The sequence below is a fragment of the Enterobacter sp. JMULE2 genome (genome assembly GCF_013337145.1).
Classification (GTDB): domain Bacteria; phylum Pseudomonadota; class Gammaproteobacteria; order Enterobacterales; family Enterobacteriaceae; genus Enterobacter; species Enterobacter mori.
This window is the reverse complement of sequence record NZ_SGWD01000011.1, coordinates 315,448-331,782: the sequence shown is the minus strand read 5'-3', so window position 1 is coordinate 331,782 and position 16,335 is coordinate 315,448. Positions and strand designations below refer to the sequence as shown.

The 16,335-nt window shown below is 50.7% G+C and carries 14 protein-coding genes, 1 tRNA gene and 2 rRNA genes; 10 read left to right on the top strand and 7 right to left on the bottom strand.

The genetic code is table 11. The features are described 5' to 3' along the window. The first annotated feature begins 44 nt into the window (after window positions 1–44). Window positions 45–218, top strand: coding sequence for a hypothetical protein (locus tag EXW94_RS10230; protein ID WP_000106747.1), 174 nt, complete (start codon window positions 45–47; stop codon window positions 216–218). A gap of 103 nt (window positions 219–321) precedes the next feature. On the opposite strand, the gene EXW94_RS10225 is transcribed toward EXW94_RS10230, so the two are convergent. The 3 genes from EXW94_RS10225 to EXW94_RS10215 all read right to left on the bottom strand — a co-directional run bounded on the left by EXW94_RS10225 (window position 322) and on the right by EXW94_RS10215 (window position 2,698). Then, on the bottom strand, window positions 322–531 hold the full coding sequence (locus EXW94_RS10225) for an AlpA family transcriptional regulator (protein ID WP_174340052.1): 210 nt from the start codon (window positions 529–531) through the stop codon (window positions 322–324). A 105-nt stretch (window positions 532–636) separates the two neighbouring features. Then, entirely contained in the window at window positions 637–1,413 is a 777-nt protein-coding gene (locus EXW94_RS10220; RefSeq protein WP_254797826.1) for a DUF6387 family protein, read from the bottom strand. A gap of 64 nt (window positions 1,414–1,477) precedes the next feature. Next, a complete protein-coding gene (locus EXW94_RS10215) occupies window positions 1,478–2,698 on the bottom strand; it encodes a site-specific integrase (protein ID WP_174340051.1) in 1,221 nt (406 codons plus the stop codon). Window positions 2,699–3,065: 367 nt separating this feature from the next. On the opposite strand from EXW94_RS10215, the gene EXW94_RS10210 reads away from it, so the two are divergent. Together EXW94_RS10210 and EXW94_RS10205 are read left to right on the top strand one after the other, a co-directional pair. Beyond that, on the top strand, window positions 3,066–3,230 hold the full coding sequence (locus tag EXW94_RS10210; protein WP_003860373.1) for a DUF2556 family protein: 165 nt from the start codon (window positions 3,066–3,068) through the stop codon (window positions 3,228–3,230). Window positions 3,231–3,369: 139 nt separating this feature from the next. After that, a complete protein-coding gene (locus tag EXW94_RS10205; protein WP_148401053.1) occupies window positions 3,370–5,451 on the top strand; it encodes a bifunctional diguanylate cyclase/phosphodiesterase in 2,082 nt (693 codons plus the stop codon). On the opposite strand, the gene envR is transcribed toward EXW94_RS10205, so the two are convergent. Continuing rightward, window positions 5,394–6,086 (bottom strand): acrEF/envCD operon transcriptional regulator, encoded by a 693-nt coding sequence (gene envR, locus EXW94_RS10200; protein ID WP_174340050.1) that lies wholly within the window; start codon window positions 6,084–6,086, stop codon window positions 5,394–5,396. The two genes, EXW94_RS10205 and envR, sit on opposite strands and share 58 nt — an antisense overlap. A 391-nt stretch (window positions 6,087–6,477) precedes the next feature. Between envR and EXW94_RS10195 the strand changes: the two genes are divergently transcribed. From EXW94_RS10195 to EXW94_RS10165, 7 genes are all read left to right on the top strand, one after another. Continuing rightward, window positions 6,478–7,617 carry an efflux RND transporter periplasmic adaptor subunit gene (locus EXW94_RS10195; RefSeq protein ID WP_089598434.1) on the top strand — a complete coding sequence of 380 codons (1,140 nt, stop codon included), beginning with the start codon at window positions 6,478–6,480 and terminating at the stop codon, window positions 7,615–7,617. Between the two features lie 10 nt (window positions 7,618–7,627). Further along, entirely contained in the window at window positions 7,628–10,741 is a 3,114-nt protein-coding gene (locus EXW94_RS10190) for an efflux RND transporter permease subunit (protein WP_174340049.1), read from the top strand. A gap of 247 nt (window positions 10,742–10,988) precedes the next feature. Then, window positions 10,989–11,210: a lipoprotein gene (locus EXW94_RS10185; protein WP_006178893.1), complete on the top strand. Its 222-nt coding sequence runs from the start codon at window positions 10,989–10,991 to the stop codon at window positions 11,208–11,210. 488 nt (window positions 11,211–11,698) lie between these two features. After that, window positions 11,699–12,724 carry an amino acid ABC transporter substrate-binding protein gene (locus tag EXW94_RS10180; RefSeq protein ID WP_174340048.1) on the top strand — a complete coding sequence of 342 codons (1,026 nt, stop codon included), beginning with the start codon at window positions 11,699–11,701 and terminating at the stop codon, window positions 12,722–12,724. Window positions 12,725–12,790: 66 nt separating this feature from the next. Next, window positions 12,791–13,972 carry an amino acid ABC transporter permease gene (locus EXW94_RS10175; RefSeq protein WP_174340047.1) on the top strand — a complete coding sequence of 394 codons (1,182 nt, stop codon included), beginning with the start codon at window positions 12,791–12,793 and terminating at the stop codon, window positions 13,970–13,972. A 9-nt stretch (window positions 13,973–13,981) separates the two neighbouring features. Continuing rightward, window positions 13,982–15,085 carry an amino acid ABC transporter permease gene (locus tag EXW94_RS10170; protein WP_010436209.1) on the top strand — a complete coding sequence of 368 codons (1,104 nt, stop codon included), beginning with the start codon at window positions 13,982–13,984 and terminating at the stop codon, window positions 15,083–15,085. A 7-nt stretch (window positions 15,086–15,092) separates the two neighbouring features. Then, on the top strand, window positions 15,093–15,851 hold the full coding sequence (locus tag EXW94_RS10165) for an amino acid ABC transporter ATP-binding protein (RefSeq protein WP_010436211.1): 759 nt from the start codon (window positions 15,093–15,095) through the stop codon (window positions 15,849–15,851). Window positions 15,852–15,957: 106 nt separating this feature from the next. On the opposite strand, the gene rrf (EXW94_RS10160) is transcribed toward EXW94_RS10165, so the two are convergent. The 3 genes from rrf (EXW94_RS10160) to rrf (EXW94_RS10150) form a co-directional block, all read right to left on the bottom strand. Next, a 5S ribosomal RNA gene (rrf, locus tag EXW94_RS10160) occupies window positions 15,958–16,073 on the bottom strand. Window positions 16,074–16,116: 43 nt separating this feature from the next. Then, window positions 16,117–16,192 (bottom strand) — tRNA-Thr (locus EXW94_RS10155). A gap of 14 nt (window positions 16,193–16,206) precedes the next feature. Next, a 5S ribosomal RNA gene (gene rrf, locus EXW94_RS10150) occupies window positions 16,207–16,322 on the bottom strand. Window positions 16,323–16,335 lie beyond the last annotated feature (13 nt).

The window sequence follows — 16,335 nt, the reverse complement described above, 5'->3', positions numbered from 1 at the left end:
CAATGGTAATTACCATGTAGCTATAGTAATTTAGGGTAATTACCATGTCAACACCATTAGAAAAACGTTCTCCTCCATACCAGATGCGTCTGCCTGAGGAGTTCAGAGCCCAGCTGGAAGAAGCAGCCAAAGCGGATGGAGATACTTCTCTGGCAACCTGGATTAAACGAGTGCTTCGAAAGGAATTGCAGCAGCGCGGCATCGAGCCAAAGGGCTGATTTTGACCACCAGATGCAAGCCTGGTAATCTTCCCTCGCTGACAACCGTATCCGCACTGGCGGCCCGGCATGGCCGCCTTTGTTTTATCTGACATATCCCACCTCACGCCGCTTTATTGCAGTTCTGCTGCCAGGCGATCACCTCAGAAAGCAGCCAGCCGACCGCACGCCCACCCAGTTTCCGGCGCGCAGGGAATTTTCCCTCTTTCTCCAGCATGTAGCGGGTTGTACGGCAGAGGCCTGTTAACTGGCGACACTCAGGTTCACGGATGGTTCGGTCTGTAAGGTGTTGAGATTGGTTAAGTTGGTTCATATAAAAATGCTCCCGTTCATTACTGTTCGGGAGCATTTTATTCAATAGAATATGTGAAACCACGGTGCAATTTTTTTTATTTTGATATCCGTTCCCACATTTTAATCAATTGTCTTTAGATAATTCTTTCCTGATTTTCTCTAAAGAATCGTAAGTCATCAACTTATCTAAAAAAGGTTTAACCGTCTGAGCAATCATGATTGAGTCCTTCTCTCCATCAGGAAAGAGAGCTACGGCCAGTACTCCAAGCGAGATCCTATTTTTGGTTGTTCTCTCCCATGAAAGCAAATCAATCATAGGGATTATTTTATATTCAATTATCTTTTTCCTGATACTTTCCCAACCACCAGTGACAGGCTTACTAGGCTCAGGTATATTTAGCTCCCTTCTCCACAATGGAAGCAATTTAGAAAACGTATCAATTAATATCTCATCCCTGTTATCTAAATCTATGGTAATAGCCACGTTATCAATAGCGTCGTTTAAAAGATTCACAGGCTCTCTCATTACCGCCCAAAACATACCATTATCCTGCTCTATCAGTTCATGCCCCGTTTCTTTGTCTATTATTATAGGTCTATCTTTAAAATACCCAGCATCAGCGTTCATTTCATTTATCAAGCTAACTAAAAATCTATCAACTGGTCTTATACCTTCCCCATAGCTGAGACTTAAAAGCTTTGGCTTGTTTTTGCTGGAATATTCCTTTTGCTTTTCTATGAACCATTGTTCTTCTAGCATTTCCCCAAAGGGATCGCCCAGCGTATCAATCATAGGATATTTCGCACCAAACTGTAACCCATAGTCAGGGACATCTACATGATTGCTTCGTAAATCTTCGCTTCTCCAATATAACTGTCTAAATAAATCTTTATCAGACATAGTTTCTAAATCATCGTATTTTTTAAATCAAATGATTCCGGAAGTTCTTTTTTATTATTAATTTTCATTTAGCTACCCTCATAATAGTTACATTGGAGTGTTCGCCAGAGATCAGCTCAAGGCGCTCCATCCACTTATTAAGCGCATCCAGTTTTTCAGGTAAATACTGGCTACGGTTGTAGATTGCCATTACGCCGCCCAGCACATGCCCGAGCAGCTGCTCGACGACGTGCGGAGCGATCCCCATATCATTAAGGGTTGTGGCAAATGTCCTGCGCAGGTCGTGAAGTGACCACGGTTCAGAATGGCCCAGCCTTTTGTAAATCCCCCTCCCCCACTGGCTAACGGCTTCCGGCCGTTTCAGTTCGCCAAGCAGATAGCCGGTGTGAGAGTTCTGATTATGCAGTGACTCTATAAATGGCCTGATCGGGAAAGGGACAGGGCGAGTGATTTTCTCCCCTCCTTTACTGTGCTCCTTCGGCACCGTCCAGACCCAGCTAACCATATCCCACTCTTTCCAGGTTGATAGCCTGACTTCCTGAGAGCGGCAGCCAAACACCACCAGCAGACGCAGCAGTGAGGCGTAATAAGGTTTATACATTTTAGAGGTGGTCGAACGCCAGATATCGGCAAGCTCATTCATCCCGTGAACCCTGTCGCCCTTCTCCTGCTTTTTCCCTACGTCCTGAATAGTCAGATCATCGAGTGCATTACTGATAGCATAGCGACGCACCCGGCAAAACTTTAACGCCTGCTTACAGGCCTGAAAAACATAACCTGCAGCAACGGGGGTTTTACGTTTCGCGCGATCAAAACATTCTAACCAGTGGCGGGTTTCACACAGCGCCAGCGGCATATCCCCTATATACGGGTAGATGTGCTTTTCAAACTGTGCCTGATGCCTTTTCCAGTTCACACGATGGTGAACAGCATATTCATTAAACCAGTGGGTCATGGCATCGCGGACGGTGACCGGCCGGAGAATTTCTTCTGTCTTTCTGTCGAGCTGAAATTTTGGGTTTTTCCCGTCCGCCAGCCACGCCCTGCACTCGTCACGTTTTTCCCTTGCCACCTTCAGCGGCATATCCGGGTAACTGCCAAGCGTCAGCCGTTCGAGCTTTGAACCGCGCCCACCCAGGCGATAGGCAAACATCCAGCTGATACCGCCGGAGCGTAAAAGCCTGGCGCTCAATCCCTCCCCGTCAGAAAGCATTTCCTCTTTGCTTCTGACGGAGCCGAGAAGGGCCCTTAATTTTTTGTCGCTGAGCTTGTTTGTGCCAGCCATAAAAACCTCAGTTCATATAAAACGAGTGATACACCGAGTGATACACGGGTGAGTGTATCCCCGCAAACAAGCACGAACAAGCGCAAACAAGAAAAGCGAAATATTTCTTTTAAATCAGGCAATAAAAAGAATTTTTGAACGTTGACGAACAGCAAAAAACCACTGTTTTCAATATACGGCATGAACTGATACTAATCAGTTAAATGCTTGTTTAAAAAGGCGCTCTTCGGCATGGGGAAGCGCCTTTTTTATTGCCCATAATGGCAACCGTCAACGCTTTGTAAACCTTCACCTCTCCCGCTTTTAAAGCGCGACTTTTCGTGTATATTTCCAGCACCTTACTGGTTCTTTCCTGCGGAATGGCACAATGATTCGTAAATACTGGTGGCTGGTTGTTTTTGCTGTCTCTGTTTTCATTTTCGATGCGCTGCTGATGCAGTGGATTGAACTGATGAGCACCGAAACCGATAAGTGCCGCAATATGAATTCCGTGAATCCTCTAAAACTGGTCAATTGCTCTGAGCTCGACTAGCCTGTGAACATCGCCAAAAACACGATAATCACACAGTAAAAACGGGGATTTAAATCCCTTTGAGTCATTACCTTACGGTGATAATGTCTCGCCCTTCCCAACCGCTCTTGCGTAACCTCACACTCGAGTAGAACCGTCCATGCTGGTAAGCCAATACAATCATATCCTGGTAGTCCTCTCCTTTGTTGTTGCCATCCTTGCTGCGTATACCGCGCTGAACATGGCTGCACGCGTTGCCGGGAGCCAGGGCGTCGCTGCCCGCGTCTGGCTGGCTGGCGGCGGTATTGCAATGGGTATTGGCGTGTGGGCCATGCATTTTATCGGCATGCTGGCGATGGACCTCTCCATGAGTATGAGCTACAACGCCACCCTGACGGTGTTATCCATGATTATCGCCGTGGGCTCTTCGCTTTTTGCGCTATGGCTCGTGAGCTGCGAGCAATTACGCTTGCGCCGACTGTTGCCCGGCGCGCTGGTGATGGGAAGCGGTATTGTTGCCATGCATTACACCGGCATGGCGGCGCTGGAAGTGATGCCCGGGATTATCTGGGACAAGGTCTGGGTGGCCATTTCGGTCGCGATTGCGCTTGCCGCTTCACTCGCGGCATTATGGCTGACCTTCCGCCTGCGTCACGAAGCCGCGCAGGTCGTGCTGATGCGCATGGGCGCCGCCATCACGATGGGAATTGCGATTGCCGGGATGCACTATGCAGGCATGAAAGCGGCGCAGTTTCCGATGTCCACAATGGTTCACCATGAAGGTATCAACGGGAGCTGGCTGGCGGTGCTGGTCAGCGTCGTCGCACTCTCTATTCTTGGGATCACCCTGCTGGTGTCGATGCTGGATGCCCGCCTTCAGGCACGTACTGCCCTTCTGGCCTCGTCGCTTGCAGAAGCGAACCGGGAACTCGCGCAACTGGCGCTGCACGATACCCTGACGCGTTTGCCCAACCGCATCCTGCTGGAAGACAGACTCGATCAGGCTATCAGTAAAGCAGACCGCGAGGGTACGCACTTTGCGCTGATGTTCATGGATCTCGACGGGTTTAAAACCATCAATGACGCCTACGGGCATGATGTCGGCGATAAACTCCTGGTCGCCGTGACGGAGCGTTTATTGCTGCCACTGAAGGGCCAGTTCACTCTCGCCCGTATCGGTGGCGATGAATTTGTTCTGCTGGCGGAGAGTGAAGGCCTGGATGATGCGGCCTCGCTGGCCAATTCGCTGGTTCGCGCTATAGATAACCCATTTAACCTGGAACCTTATGAACTGGTGGTGACCCTCAGCATTGGGATCGCGCTTTACCCGCATGACGGCAAAACCGATCGCGAGCTGATGTTCAATGCCGATGCGGCGATGTACCACACAAAACATATGGGCCGGAACGGGTATCATTTTTTCCAGCCCTCCATGAATACGCTGGCGCAGACCCATCTGCAGTTGATGAACGATCTGTGGCTGGCCATCGATCGCGATGAACTTCGTTTGCTCTATCAGCCTAAATTCCATGCACCTGCTGGCCCCCTCCTCGGTTTTGAAGCACTACTACGCTGGCAGCATCCGAAGCAGGGATTATTGACGCCCGAACTCTTCCTGCCGCTGGCAGAAAAAACGGGTCTGATTATTCCCATCGGTAACTGGGTTATCAATGAAGCCTGTCGCCAGTTGCGTGAGTGGCACCTACAGGGGCACCGTAACTGGTCGATGGCAGTGAACCTGTCGACGCTGCAGTTTGAACAACCTTCACTGGTAAAAACGGTGCTCGACTGCCTGACCCGTCACGACGTCCCTCCGGAAATGCTGATCCTTGAAGTGACCGAAACCACAGCGATGAGCAACCCTGACGAAAGCGTGCGGGTACTGACAGAACTGACCAATGCCGGGGTGAAAGCCTCCATTGATGACTTCGGAACCGGGTATTCAAGCCTGCTATACCTTAAGCGCCTACCCGCCAGTGAACTGAAAATTGATCGTGCTTTTGTGCAGGAATTGAGTGGGGAAAGTGAAGATGCCACCATTGTCTCAGCCATCGTGGCGCTGGCAAAAACGCTCAATCTAAAAGTGGTGGCGGAAGGTGTGGAAACCGAAGCACAGCAAACGTTTCTGACCGAGCTGGGCTGTCACACGCTCCAGGGTTATCTGTTAGGTAAGCCGGTCAGTGCTCAGACCATTGAGGCACTCTGTGAACATGGGGAGATGCTGCCCGGCGCGGAAGTATAAACGTCATCCTGCGGCGACACGCGTATCACAGGGAGTGTCCCCAGGATGTTGTCGACCAGAGCGGGTGCCTGCTGATAAAGATTAAAACTATCGCTATTCATTAACCAGTTTTTAATTATCCCGCTAAAAAAGCCATGGAGAACGATCAGCGTCAAATCAACATTAACCCGCGGTGAAATCACTTTCCGTGAAATGCAATTCTCCAGCGTCGCGCGCAGATAATCATTGTTAAAACCAATACGTTTACGAATTTCACATTCTGAAATCATATCATTTTTAAATTCACATTTATGATACAGGATTTGTAAAAGCGCACACTGCCGTGGTTCACGCGCGATATATTGCAACGCTGTGATAAATTGCTCACGGAGCATTAACAACGGGTCATCATTTTCGGTGAGCGATAGCCTGTCACGAATAATTTCACGCAGGGGGATCTGCTGCTCCCAAATGGCATTAAATATTTCGGCTTTACTGGAAAAATGCCAGTAGACTGCGCCGCGCGTAACCTTTGCGGCATCAGCGATGTCCGTAAGCGTCGTGTTGGCTACGCCACGTGTAGCAAACTCACCGATTGCCGCCTCGATCAGCAATTGCCGGGTTTTCTGGGCATCTTCTTTCTTTTTACGCGCCATAGACAGTTACTCGTTATTCACACGTTGAAGACTTAATTTTGGATTCAGGTAACAAAGTATTCCCTAAAATCGGTTTTAATTTTGAACAAAAAAAGTCAATCCTCTTAATTTATAATTAAGATGAATGAATGAAAGTAATTAAATTCACCCTGGATATGAATGAGACCATTAAATCCCATTTACTTGATTATTCATGCATAAGTATATCGTCTAATGGACCCGGTCTGATTCTGATTCTGATTTTTGTCTTCCCCCCTCTTCATTCGCACTTATAAATTAAAAAACATTAAATACCCTCATTATTATATGCAGCTACATTTTTGTATTTGTACCCTGCCCCTGTCACCGATTTACGGCAAATATCGGTTAATGGGTAGTTAAAGGAACAGTAATGACGAATCATTTCAGACTCTTACCCTTAGCCGGTTTTATTGTCTGCGCCGCACTGCTCACCGGATGCGATGGGCAGGAAAACCAGCAACAACATCCACAAGCCCCTCAGGTGAGTGTACACATTGTCAAAAGCGCTCCACTGGCAGTCACAACGGAACTTCCTGGCAGGACAGATGCGTATCGCGTTGCGGAGGTTCGTCCTCAGGTTAGCGGCATCATTCTGCGCCGTAACTTCACAGAAGGCAGTGATGTGAAGGCAGGCGACTCCCTTTATCAAATCGATCCTGCAACGTATCAGGCGGCCTATGACAGTGCGAAAGGCGAACTGGCGAAAGCGCAGGCGGCAGCGAATATTGCGCATCTGACGGTGAAACGCTATGTCCCGCTGGTCGGCACCCAGTATGTCAGCAAGCAGGAATACGATCAGGCAGTGGCGACGGCGCAACAGGCCGATGCCAGCGTCGTTGCCGCGAAGGCCGGTGTTGAAAGCGCGCGCATCAATCTTGCCTATACCAAAGTGACATCACCCATCAACGGACGTATCGGCAAATCCAGCGTCACCGAAGGGGCTCTCGTCACTAACGGGCAGGCTACCGCCCTGGCAACGGTACAGCAGCTTGATCCCATCTACGTCGATGTGACTCAGTCCAGCAATGATTTTATGCGCCTGAAACAGACCAGCCTGGAAAAAGGGGACGCCACCAGCACCGTTGAGCTGTTGATGGAAAACGGTCAGCCATACCCGCAGAAGGGTACGCTGCAGTTCTCCGATGTGACGGTCGACGAAAGCACCGGCTCAATTACCCTGCGCGCGATTTTCCCAAATCCTCAGCATCAACTCTTACCCGGAATGTTTGTTCGCGCGCGCATTGATGAAGGCACACAGCCGGATGCCATTTTGGTTCCGCAGCAGGGCGTGACCCGTACACCGCGCGGTGACGCAACGGTGATGGTGGTTAACGATAAAAACCAGGTTGAATCGCGGACCGTCGTTGCACCTCAGGCGATTGGCGACCGCTGGCTGGTGACGGAAGGGCTGAAAAATGGCGACCGCGTGATTGTCAGCGGCCTGCAAAAAGTCCGTCCTGGCGTCACCGTCGTGGCGACACCTGACACCGCTGCCACGCCAGCCAGTTAAGGACAACGACATGGCTAATTTCTTTATTCAAAGGCCGGTTTTCGCCTGGGTACTCGCTATTATTTTGATGATTGCGGGCGGGCTGGCTATTCTGAAACTGCCCGTTGCGCAGTATCCGACCATCGCCCCTCCTGCTGTTGCCATCACAGCAACCTACCCTGGCGCTGACGCCCAGACGGTGCAGGATACCGTGACGCAGGTTATCGAGCAGAACATGAACGGCATCGATAATCTGATGTATATGTCGTCCACCAGCGATTCTGCGGGTAACGTCACCATCACTCTGACATTCGAGTCGGGTACAAATCCGGACATCGCGCAGGTTCAGGTTCAAAACAAACTTCAGCTCGCCATGCCGCTGCTGCCACAAGAAGTACAGCAGCAAGGGATTGGCGTTGAAAAATCCAGCAGTAGCTTCCTGCTGGTTGCGGGCTTTGTATCGGACAATAAAAACCTGACACAGGATGATATCTCTGACTACGTCGCGTCGAATGTGAAAGATGCGATTAGTCGCACAACGGGTGTTGGTGACGTGCAGCTGTTCGGTGCGCAATATGCGATGCGTATTTGGCTTGACAGCAATGCGATGAATAAATACCAGCTGACGCCTCTGGATATTATCAATCAGCTGAAAACGCAGAATGACCAGATTGCGGCCGGTCAGCTAGGTGGAACGCCATCTGTTCCGGGCCAGCAATTGAACGCCTCTATCATCGCGCAAACCCGCCTAAAATCGCCGGAAGAGTTTGGCCGCGTGACGCTGAAGGTAAACCAGGACGGCTCCATGGTGCACCTGAAGGATGTGGCTCGCACTGAGCTGGGCGGCGAAAACTACAACATGGTCACCAAGATCAACGGGCAGGCGGCTACGGGTCTCGGGATCAAGCTGGCAACCGGAGCAAACGCGCTGGATACGGCGGCAGCAATTAAGAGTAAGCTGGCGCAGCTGCAGCAATTCTTCCCGCAAGGATTGAAGGTTGTCTATCCCTATGACACCACGCCGTTCGTGAAAATCTCCATCCACGAAGTGGTGAAGACTCTGTTTGAAGCGATCATTCTCGTCTTCCTGGTCATGTACCTGTTCCTGCAAAACCTGCGTGCGACGCTCATCCCGACTATCGCGGTGCCGGTCGTTCTGCTGGGTACCTTCGCGGTTCTGGCGGCGTTTGGTTTCTCCATCAATACCTTGACGATGTTCGGCATGGTGCTGGCGATAGGCCTGTTGGTCGATGATGCGATTGTGGTTGTTGAGAACGTTGAACGTGTCATGGTTGAGGACAAGCTGCCGCCGAAAGAGGCCACGCAGAAGTCGATGGAGCAGATCCAGGGCGCACTGGTGGGGATCGCCATGGTGCTCTCGGCGGTCTTTATTCCGATGGCCTTTTTTGGCGGCTCGACGGGGGCAATCTATCGCCAGTTCTCGCTGACTATCGTTTCCGCTATGGCCTTGTCCGTACTGGTTGCGCTAATCCTGACGCCCGCCCTTTGTGCAACGTTGCTTAAGCCCGTATCCGGCGACCATCATGAGAAAAAAGGTGGTTTCTTCGGCTGGTTTAATGCGCTCTTTGATAAAAGCGTGGAGCACTACAGCAACAGCGTGAGTGGTATTTTGCGTAAGACAGGGCGCTATCTGGTGGTGTACGTCATTATTGTCGGTGGGATGGCGGTACTTTTCCTGCGCTTACCTACCTCCTTCCTGCCCGAAGAGGATCAGGGGGTATTTATGACGATGGTTCAACTCCCGGCAGGTGCAACCCAGACGCGTACTCAGCAGGTCCTCGACCAGGTTCAGGATTACTACCTGACCAAAGAGAAAGCGAATGTTGAGTCCGTCTTTACCGTTAATGGTTTTAGCTTTAGCGGCCAGGGGCAAAACTCCGGTATCGCCTTCGTCAGCCTGAAACCCTGGGAAGAACGCCCGGGTGAGAAGAATAGCGTTGAAGCCATTGTAGGTCGCGCGACGAAAGCATTCAGCCAGATCAAAGATGGCCTCGTATTTCCCTTTAACCTGCCCGCAATTATCGAGTTAGGGACTGCAACGGGGTTCGATTTCGAACTGATCGATCAGGCCAACCTGGGACATACTCAGTTAACTCAGGCGCGTAACAAACTGCTCGGCATGGTAAAGGAGCATCCCGACCTGCTGGTTCGAGTGCGTCCTAACGGTCTGGAAGATACTCCTCAGTTCAAACTGGATGTCGATCAGGAGAAAGCACAGGCCTTGGGCATCAGCCTCTCTGATGTCAACCAGACGATCTCGACGGCATTAGGGGGCACTTACGTAAATGACTTTATCGATCATGGCCGCGTGAAAAAAGTGTACGTTCAGGCCGATGCCCGCTTCCGCATGTTGCCGGGAGACATCAACAACCTTTACGTACGTAGCGCAAATGGTGAAATGGTACCGTTCTCGGCCTTTAGCAACGCCCACTGGGTGTATGGTTCTCCTCGCCTTGAACGCTACAACGGCATGCCATCAATGGAGATCCTCGGTGAATCCGCACCGGGCAAAAGTACCGGTGAAGCAATGGTCATGATGGAAAGCCTCGCCTCAAAACTGCCTTCTGGAATCGGCTACGACTGGACAGGTATGTCATATCAGGAACGACTTTCAGGCAACCAGGCACCAGCGTTGTATGCTATCTCACTGATAGTGGTGTTCTTATGCCTGGCTGCGCTGTATGAGAGTTGGTCTATTCCATTCTCCGTCATGCTGGTTGTGCCATTGGGGGTGATAGGCGCGCTTCTCGCAGCATCATTGCGAGGACTGAACAATGACGTCTATTTCCAGGTCGGCCTTCTGACAACAATTGGATTATCGGCCAAAAATGCCATCCTGATTGTAGAGTTTGCCAAAGACCTAATGGAGAAGGAGGGCAAAGGGATAATTGAAGCGACGCTGGAAGCGTCCCGGATGCGCCTTCGTCCTATCCTGATGACTTCGCTGGCCTTTATTCTGGGCGTCATGCCGTTGGTAATAAGCACCGGTGCCGGGAGCGGCGCGCAAAACGCCGTCGGTACGGGCGTTATGGGGGGAATGCTATCCGCAACGCTTTTGGCTATCTTCTTCGTACCCGTATTCTTCGTGGTTGTCCGTCGGCGATTCACAAGCCATAAAGAATAACCCATTACTAAAAGGCACCTCTGGTGCCTTTTTATTTAAGGTAAACAACAGTTTTAAATTTCTTCAGCTTCATATTTTCTCCATTAATTCTTTTTGCCGCTCATTTTTCTCCATGATTTTTACAATTCACATAATTTGAGATTATTCCCCCTGCAACGCGAACTTCTACCGGTGGTAAAATAGCCACTAATTCGTTAATTGCCGTTTTGGCTTTATGGCGAATGTGAGAAAACACTGAGGTAACATCATGAAAAGATTCATTTCCGTTGCACTTCTCGCTGCGCTGCTTGCTGGTTGCGCGCACGATTCTCCATGTGTACCGGTATACGACGATCAAGGCCGACTGGTTCATACCAACACCTGCATGAAAGGCACCACCCAAGATAACTGGGAAACAGCCGGTGCTATCGCTGGCGGTGCTGCCGCAATAGCGGGTCTGACGCTGGGTATCGTGGCTCTGACCAAATAACCACTGGGGCATGACTCATTCCTGAAAGCGCGGCTCTGTCCGCGCTTTTGCTTTTAAATAGTGCACTAATTTCATATAAGTAAAAAAAGAGCCCTCTTTTATTCACGCCTGGTATTTTTTATAAGATTTACGTCACATCTTTATTGCTTATCTTGACGAATTACCAATTCCATCGTGATGATATTCACATATTAAATCCATTTAATACCCTGCCAATATTCACGGCAGAAACTACCTCTGGCTTTAACCTTATCCTTCAACCAACTTTTGCTCTAATTTGTGGCGCAGGTTGGAATTTCGCACCGTTTCGGGGCATTCGATTTATTTAAGCCTGTCTACACTCAGCATTATGCGTTCACTTGTCTTTATTTAATCGAGCGCAAAACCTGGCATTACGTTTGCTTTATAAACGTTGGCCAAAGCCACAGACAGGTAAAAGCGTTTTAAAACGCCTCTATAACGATAAATTTCGCCACACAGGATCCATTATGAAAAAGACGATGATAGCCAGCCTGGCCGCCGCGAGCGTGTTGTTTGCTGTAGCCGGACAGGCGCTGGCGGGCACGACGCTGGATGCCGTTAAAAAGAAAGGTTTTGTACAATGTGGTATCAGTGACGGTTTGCCAGGCTTTTCCTATGCCGACGCGAACGGCAAGTTTACCGGTATTGACGTTGATGTCTGCCGTGGCGTTGCCGCAGCGGTTTTCGGTGATGACAGCAAAGTAAAATATACTCCACTGACGGCGAAGGAACGTTTCACTGCGCTACAGTCTGGTGAAGTTGATATGCTCTCCCGCAATACGACCTGGACCTCCTCGCGCGACGCGGGAATGGGAATGTCATTTACCGGCGTCACCTATTACGACGGCATCGGCTTCCTTACTCACAATAAAGCCGGTCTGAAAAGCGCTAAAGAGCTGGATGGTGCGACCGTGTGCATCCAGGCGGGTACTGACACAGAGCTTAACGTCGCGGACTACTTCAAATCCAATAAAATGAAGTACACCCCAGTCACCTTTGATCGCTCCGATGAGTCGGCTAAGGCGCTGGAGTCAGGCCGTTGCGATACCCTGGCGTCTGACCAGTCACAGCTCTACGCATTACGCATCAAATTGAGCAACCCTGCCGAGTGGATTGTCCTGCCTGAAGTGATCTCCAAAGAGCCTCTTGGCCCCGTCGTTCGCCGCGGCGATGAGGACTGGTTCTCCATCGTTCGCTGGACATTGTTTGCCATGCTGAATGCCGAAGAGATGGGCATCAGCTCGAAAAACGTCGATGAGAAAACCGCTAATCCGTCCACGCCGGATATGGCACATCTTCTGGGCAAAGAGGGTGATTTCGGCAAGGACCTGAAGCTGGATAACAAGTGGGCTTATAACATCATTAAACAGGTCGGTAACTATGCCGAGATCTTTGAGCGCAACGTGGGTTCGGAAAGCCCGCTGAAGATCAAACGCGGCCAGAACAATCTCTGGAATAACGGCGGTATTCAGTACGCACCGCCTGTACGTTAAGTCTTTGCTGTAACGGGCACTGCAAGCGCAGTGCCCAGTCCAGAGTCATGGTTACCGAGGTTTTTTATGTCCCATCGCCGCTTAGCCGTAAAAGGATCGCTGTCCTTTTCTCATCCCGCGGTCCGCGCCTGGCTTTTCCAGATTATTGCTGTTGTCGTGGTTGTGGTTATCGCCATTTATTTAATCCACAACACCGTTACCAACCTGAATAACCGAGGCATCACCTCGGGTTTTGCCTTTCTGGATCGCAGCGCGGGTTTTGGCATCGTTCAGCATCTTGTTGATTATCAGGAAAGCGATACGTATGGACGCGTATTCATCGTAGGTCTGCTGAATACGCTGCTGGTGTCAGCGCTCTGTATTGTGTTCGCTTCCGTACTCGGCTTTTTCCTTGGTCTGGCCCGACTTTCTGAAAACTGGCTGCTGCGGAAACTGTCGACCATTTATATCGAAACCTTTCGTAATATCCCGCCATTGCTGCAGATTTTCTTCTGGTATTTCGCTGTCCTGCGTAACCTTCCGGGTCCTCGCCAGGCCGTGGATGCTTTCGATCTTCTTTTTCTGAGCAACCGTGGGTTATACATACCCTCTCCGCAGGTCGCTGAAGGGCTTTATGCCTTCATCATCGCAATAATTATTGCACTCGCGATTTCTGTCGGCGTGTTCCGCTATAACCGTAAGCATCAGATCAAAACCGGACAGTTGCGTAAAACATGGCCGGTTGGCGCCGCACTGATTGTTGGCCTGCCGTCAGTCGCCCACTGGCTATTTGGCGCAGCCTTGCACTGGGATATTCCGCATCTACGTGGATTTAACTTCCAGGGTGGGATGGTGTTAATTCCGGAACTGGCCGCGCTGACGCTGGCGCTCTCGATTTATACCTCCTCATTTATTGCGGAAATCATCCGCTCCGGGATCCAGGCTGTCCCTTACGGACAGCACGAGGCGGCGCGCTCGCTGGGCTTGCCAAATACCGTGACGCTTCGCCAGGTCATTATTCCGCAGGCTTTACGGGTCATCATCCCGCCACTGACCAGCCAGTATCTCAATATTGTCAAAAACTCATCACTGGCCGCAGCCATCGGCTACCCCGATATGGTGTCACTGTTCGCTGGGACCGTGCTTAACCAGACCGGGCAAGCGATTGAAACTATTGCCATTACCATGTCTGTTTATCTGATCATCAGTCTGATGATTTCATTGTTGATGAACCTTTATAACCGCCGTATAGCACTGGTTGAGCGCTAAGGATCCATGATGACAAAAGCGATATTGTCGCACTCCTCGCGTCCTGCCAGCACAACAGGTGGGCGCTTCATTATCTGGGCACGTAAGAACCTGTTCTCCAGCTGGAGTAACAGCCTGCTGACGATTGTGTGCCTGTGGTTAATCTGGGAACTGATCCCGCCGCTGCTTAACTGGGCTTTCCTGCAGGCGAACTGGGTGGGCTCCACGCGCGCGGATTGTACGAAAGCGGGTGCATGCTGGGTCTTTATCCACGAACGTTTTGGTCAGTTCATGTATGGATTGTACCCACATGAACAGCGCTGGCGGATTAATCTGGCGCTGGTTATCGGTCTGCTCTCCATCGCCGTAATGTTCTGGAAAAAGCTTCCTCACCGTGGCCGATACATTGCGAGCTGGGCTGTTGTTTATCCGATTATTGTTTGGGTGTTGTTGTATGGCGGTTTTCTGGGGCTGGAGCGTGTTGAAACCCGTCAGTGGGGCGGACTGACGCTGACGCTCATTATTGCTTCTGTGGGGATCGCTGGCGCTCTGCCGTGGGGGATTTTACTGGCTCTGGGAAGGCGTTCAAAAATGCCGGTCGTACGCGTCCTCTCCGTTATTTTCATAGAGTTCTGGCGTGGCGTACCGCTTATCACCGTTCTGTTTATGTCGTCGGTCATGCTGCCGCTGTTTATGGCAGAAGGCACAACGATAGACAAACTGATCCGCGCCCTGGTCGGGGTGATTCTGTTTCAGTCAGCCTACGTTGCTGAGGTTGTGCGTGGTGGTCTGCAGGCATTGCCTAAAGGCCAGTACGAAGCCGCTGAATCTTTGGCACTCGGTTACTGGAAAACGCAGGGTCTGGTCATTCTCCCGCAAGCACTCAAGCTGGTCATTCCGGGTCTGGTCAACACGATCATTGCCCTCTTCAAAGATACCAGCCTGGTGATCATCATCGGATTGTTCGATCTCTTTAGCAGCGTGCAGCAGGCTACCGTTGACCCTGTCTGGCTGGGTATGTCCACCGAGGGATATGTCTTCGCTGCCCTGATCTACTGGATCTTCTGTTTTAGCATGTCGCGCTATAGCCAGCATCTGGAAAAGCGCTTTAACACCGGGCGTACACCGCACTGAGGAAATTATGAGCCAGATTACTATGACACCTGCCGACGCGATGATTACGCTGGAAAACGTCAATAAATGGTACGGACAATTTCATGTCCTGAAGGATATCAATCTCAAGGTGAAGCAGGGCGAACGTATCGTACTTTGTGGTCCTTCCGGTTCAGGGAAATCCACAACTATTCGCTGTATTAACCATCTTGAAGAACATCAGCAGGGGCGTATTGTGGTTGATGGTATCGAATTGAATGAAGATATTCGCAATATCGACCGTGTACGACAGGAAGTGGGGATGGTGTTCCAGCACTTCAATCTGTTCCCGCATCTGACCGTTCTGCAAAACTGCACGCTGGCCCCCATTTGGGTTCAAAAGATGCCGAAAAAAGAGGCCGAAGCGTTGGCAATGCATTATCTGGAGCGGGTGCGCATTGCTGAACATGCCAATAAATTCCCTGGGCAGATATCCGGCGGTCAGCAGCAGCGTGTGGCCATCGCCCGTTCCCTGTGCATGAAACCTAAGATAATGTTGTTTGATGAGCCGACATCAGCGCTGGATCCAGAAATGGTGAAAGAGGTGCTGGATACCATGATTGGGCTGGCGCAATCCGGGATGACGATGCTGTGCGTGACGCATGAGATGGGGTTTGCCAGAACTGTCGCTGACAGGGTGATCTTTATGGATCGTGGAGAGATTGTCGAACAGGCACCACCGGATGAGTTCTTTGCGCATCCGAAGTCAGAACGCACGCGGGCATTTTTATCGCAGGTGATTCATTAATCCTTTGTTATGCCGGGTGGCGGCTTCGCCTTACCCGGCCTACAGTTTGTGTAGCGTAGAAACGCAAAAAGGCCATCCTTTCGGATGGCCTTCTCACTTATTTGATGTCTGGCAGTTCCCTACTCTCACATGGGGAGACCCCACACTACCATCGGCGCTACGGCGTTTCACTTCTGAGTTCGGCATGGGGTCAGGTGGGACCACCGCGCTAAAGCCGCCAGACAAATTCTTTTACTTCTTGCCGAACTTTAACCTAAGTATAAAGTGGTGCTGATACCCAGAGTCGAACTGGGGACCTCACCCTTACCAAGGGTGCGCTCTACCAACTGAGCCATATCAGCACGCTAAATTTGATGCCTGGCAGTTCCCTACTCTCACATGGGGAGACCCCACACTACCATCGGCGCTACGGCGTTTCACTTCTGAGTTCGGCATGGGGTCAGGTGGGACCACCGCGCTAAAGCCGCCAGGCAAATTCTGTTAA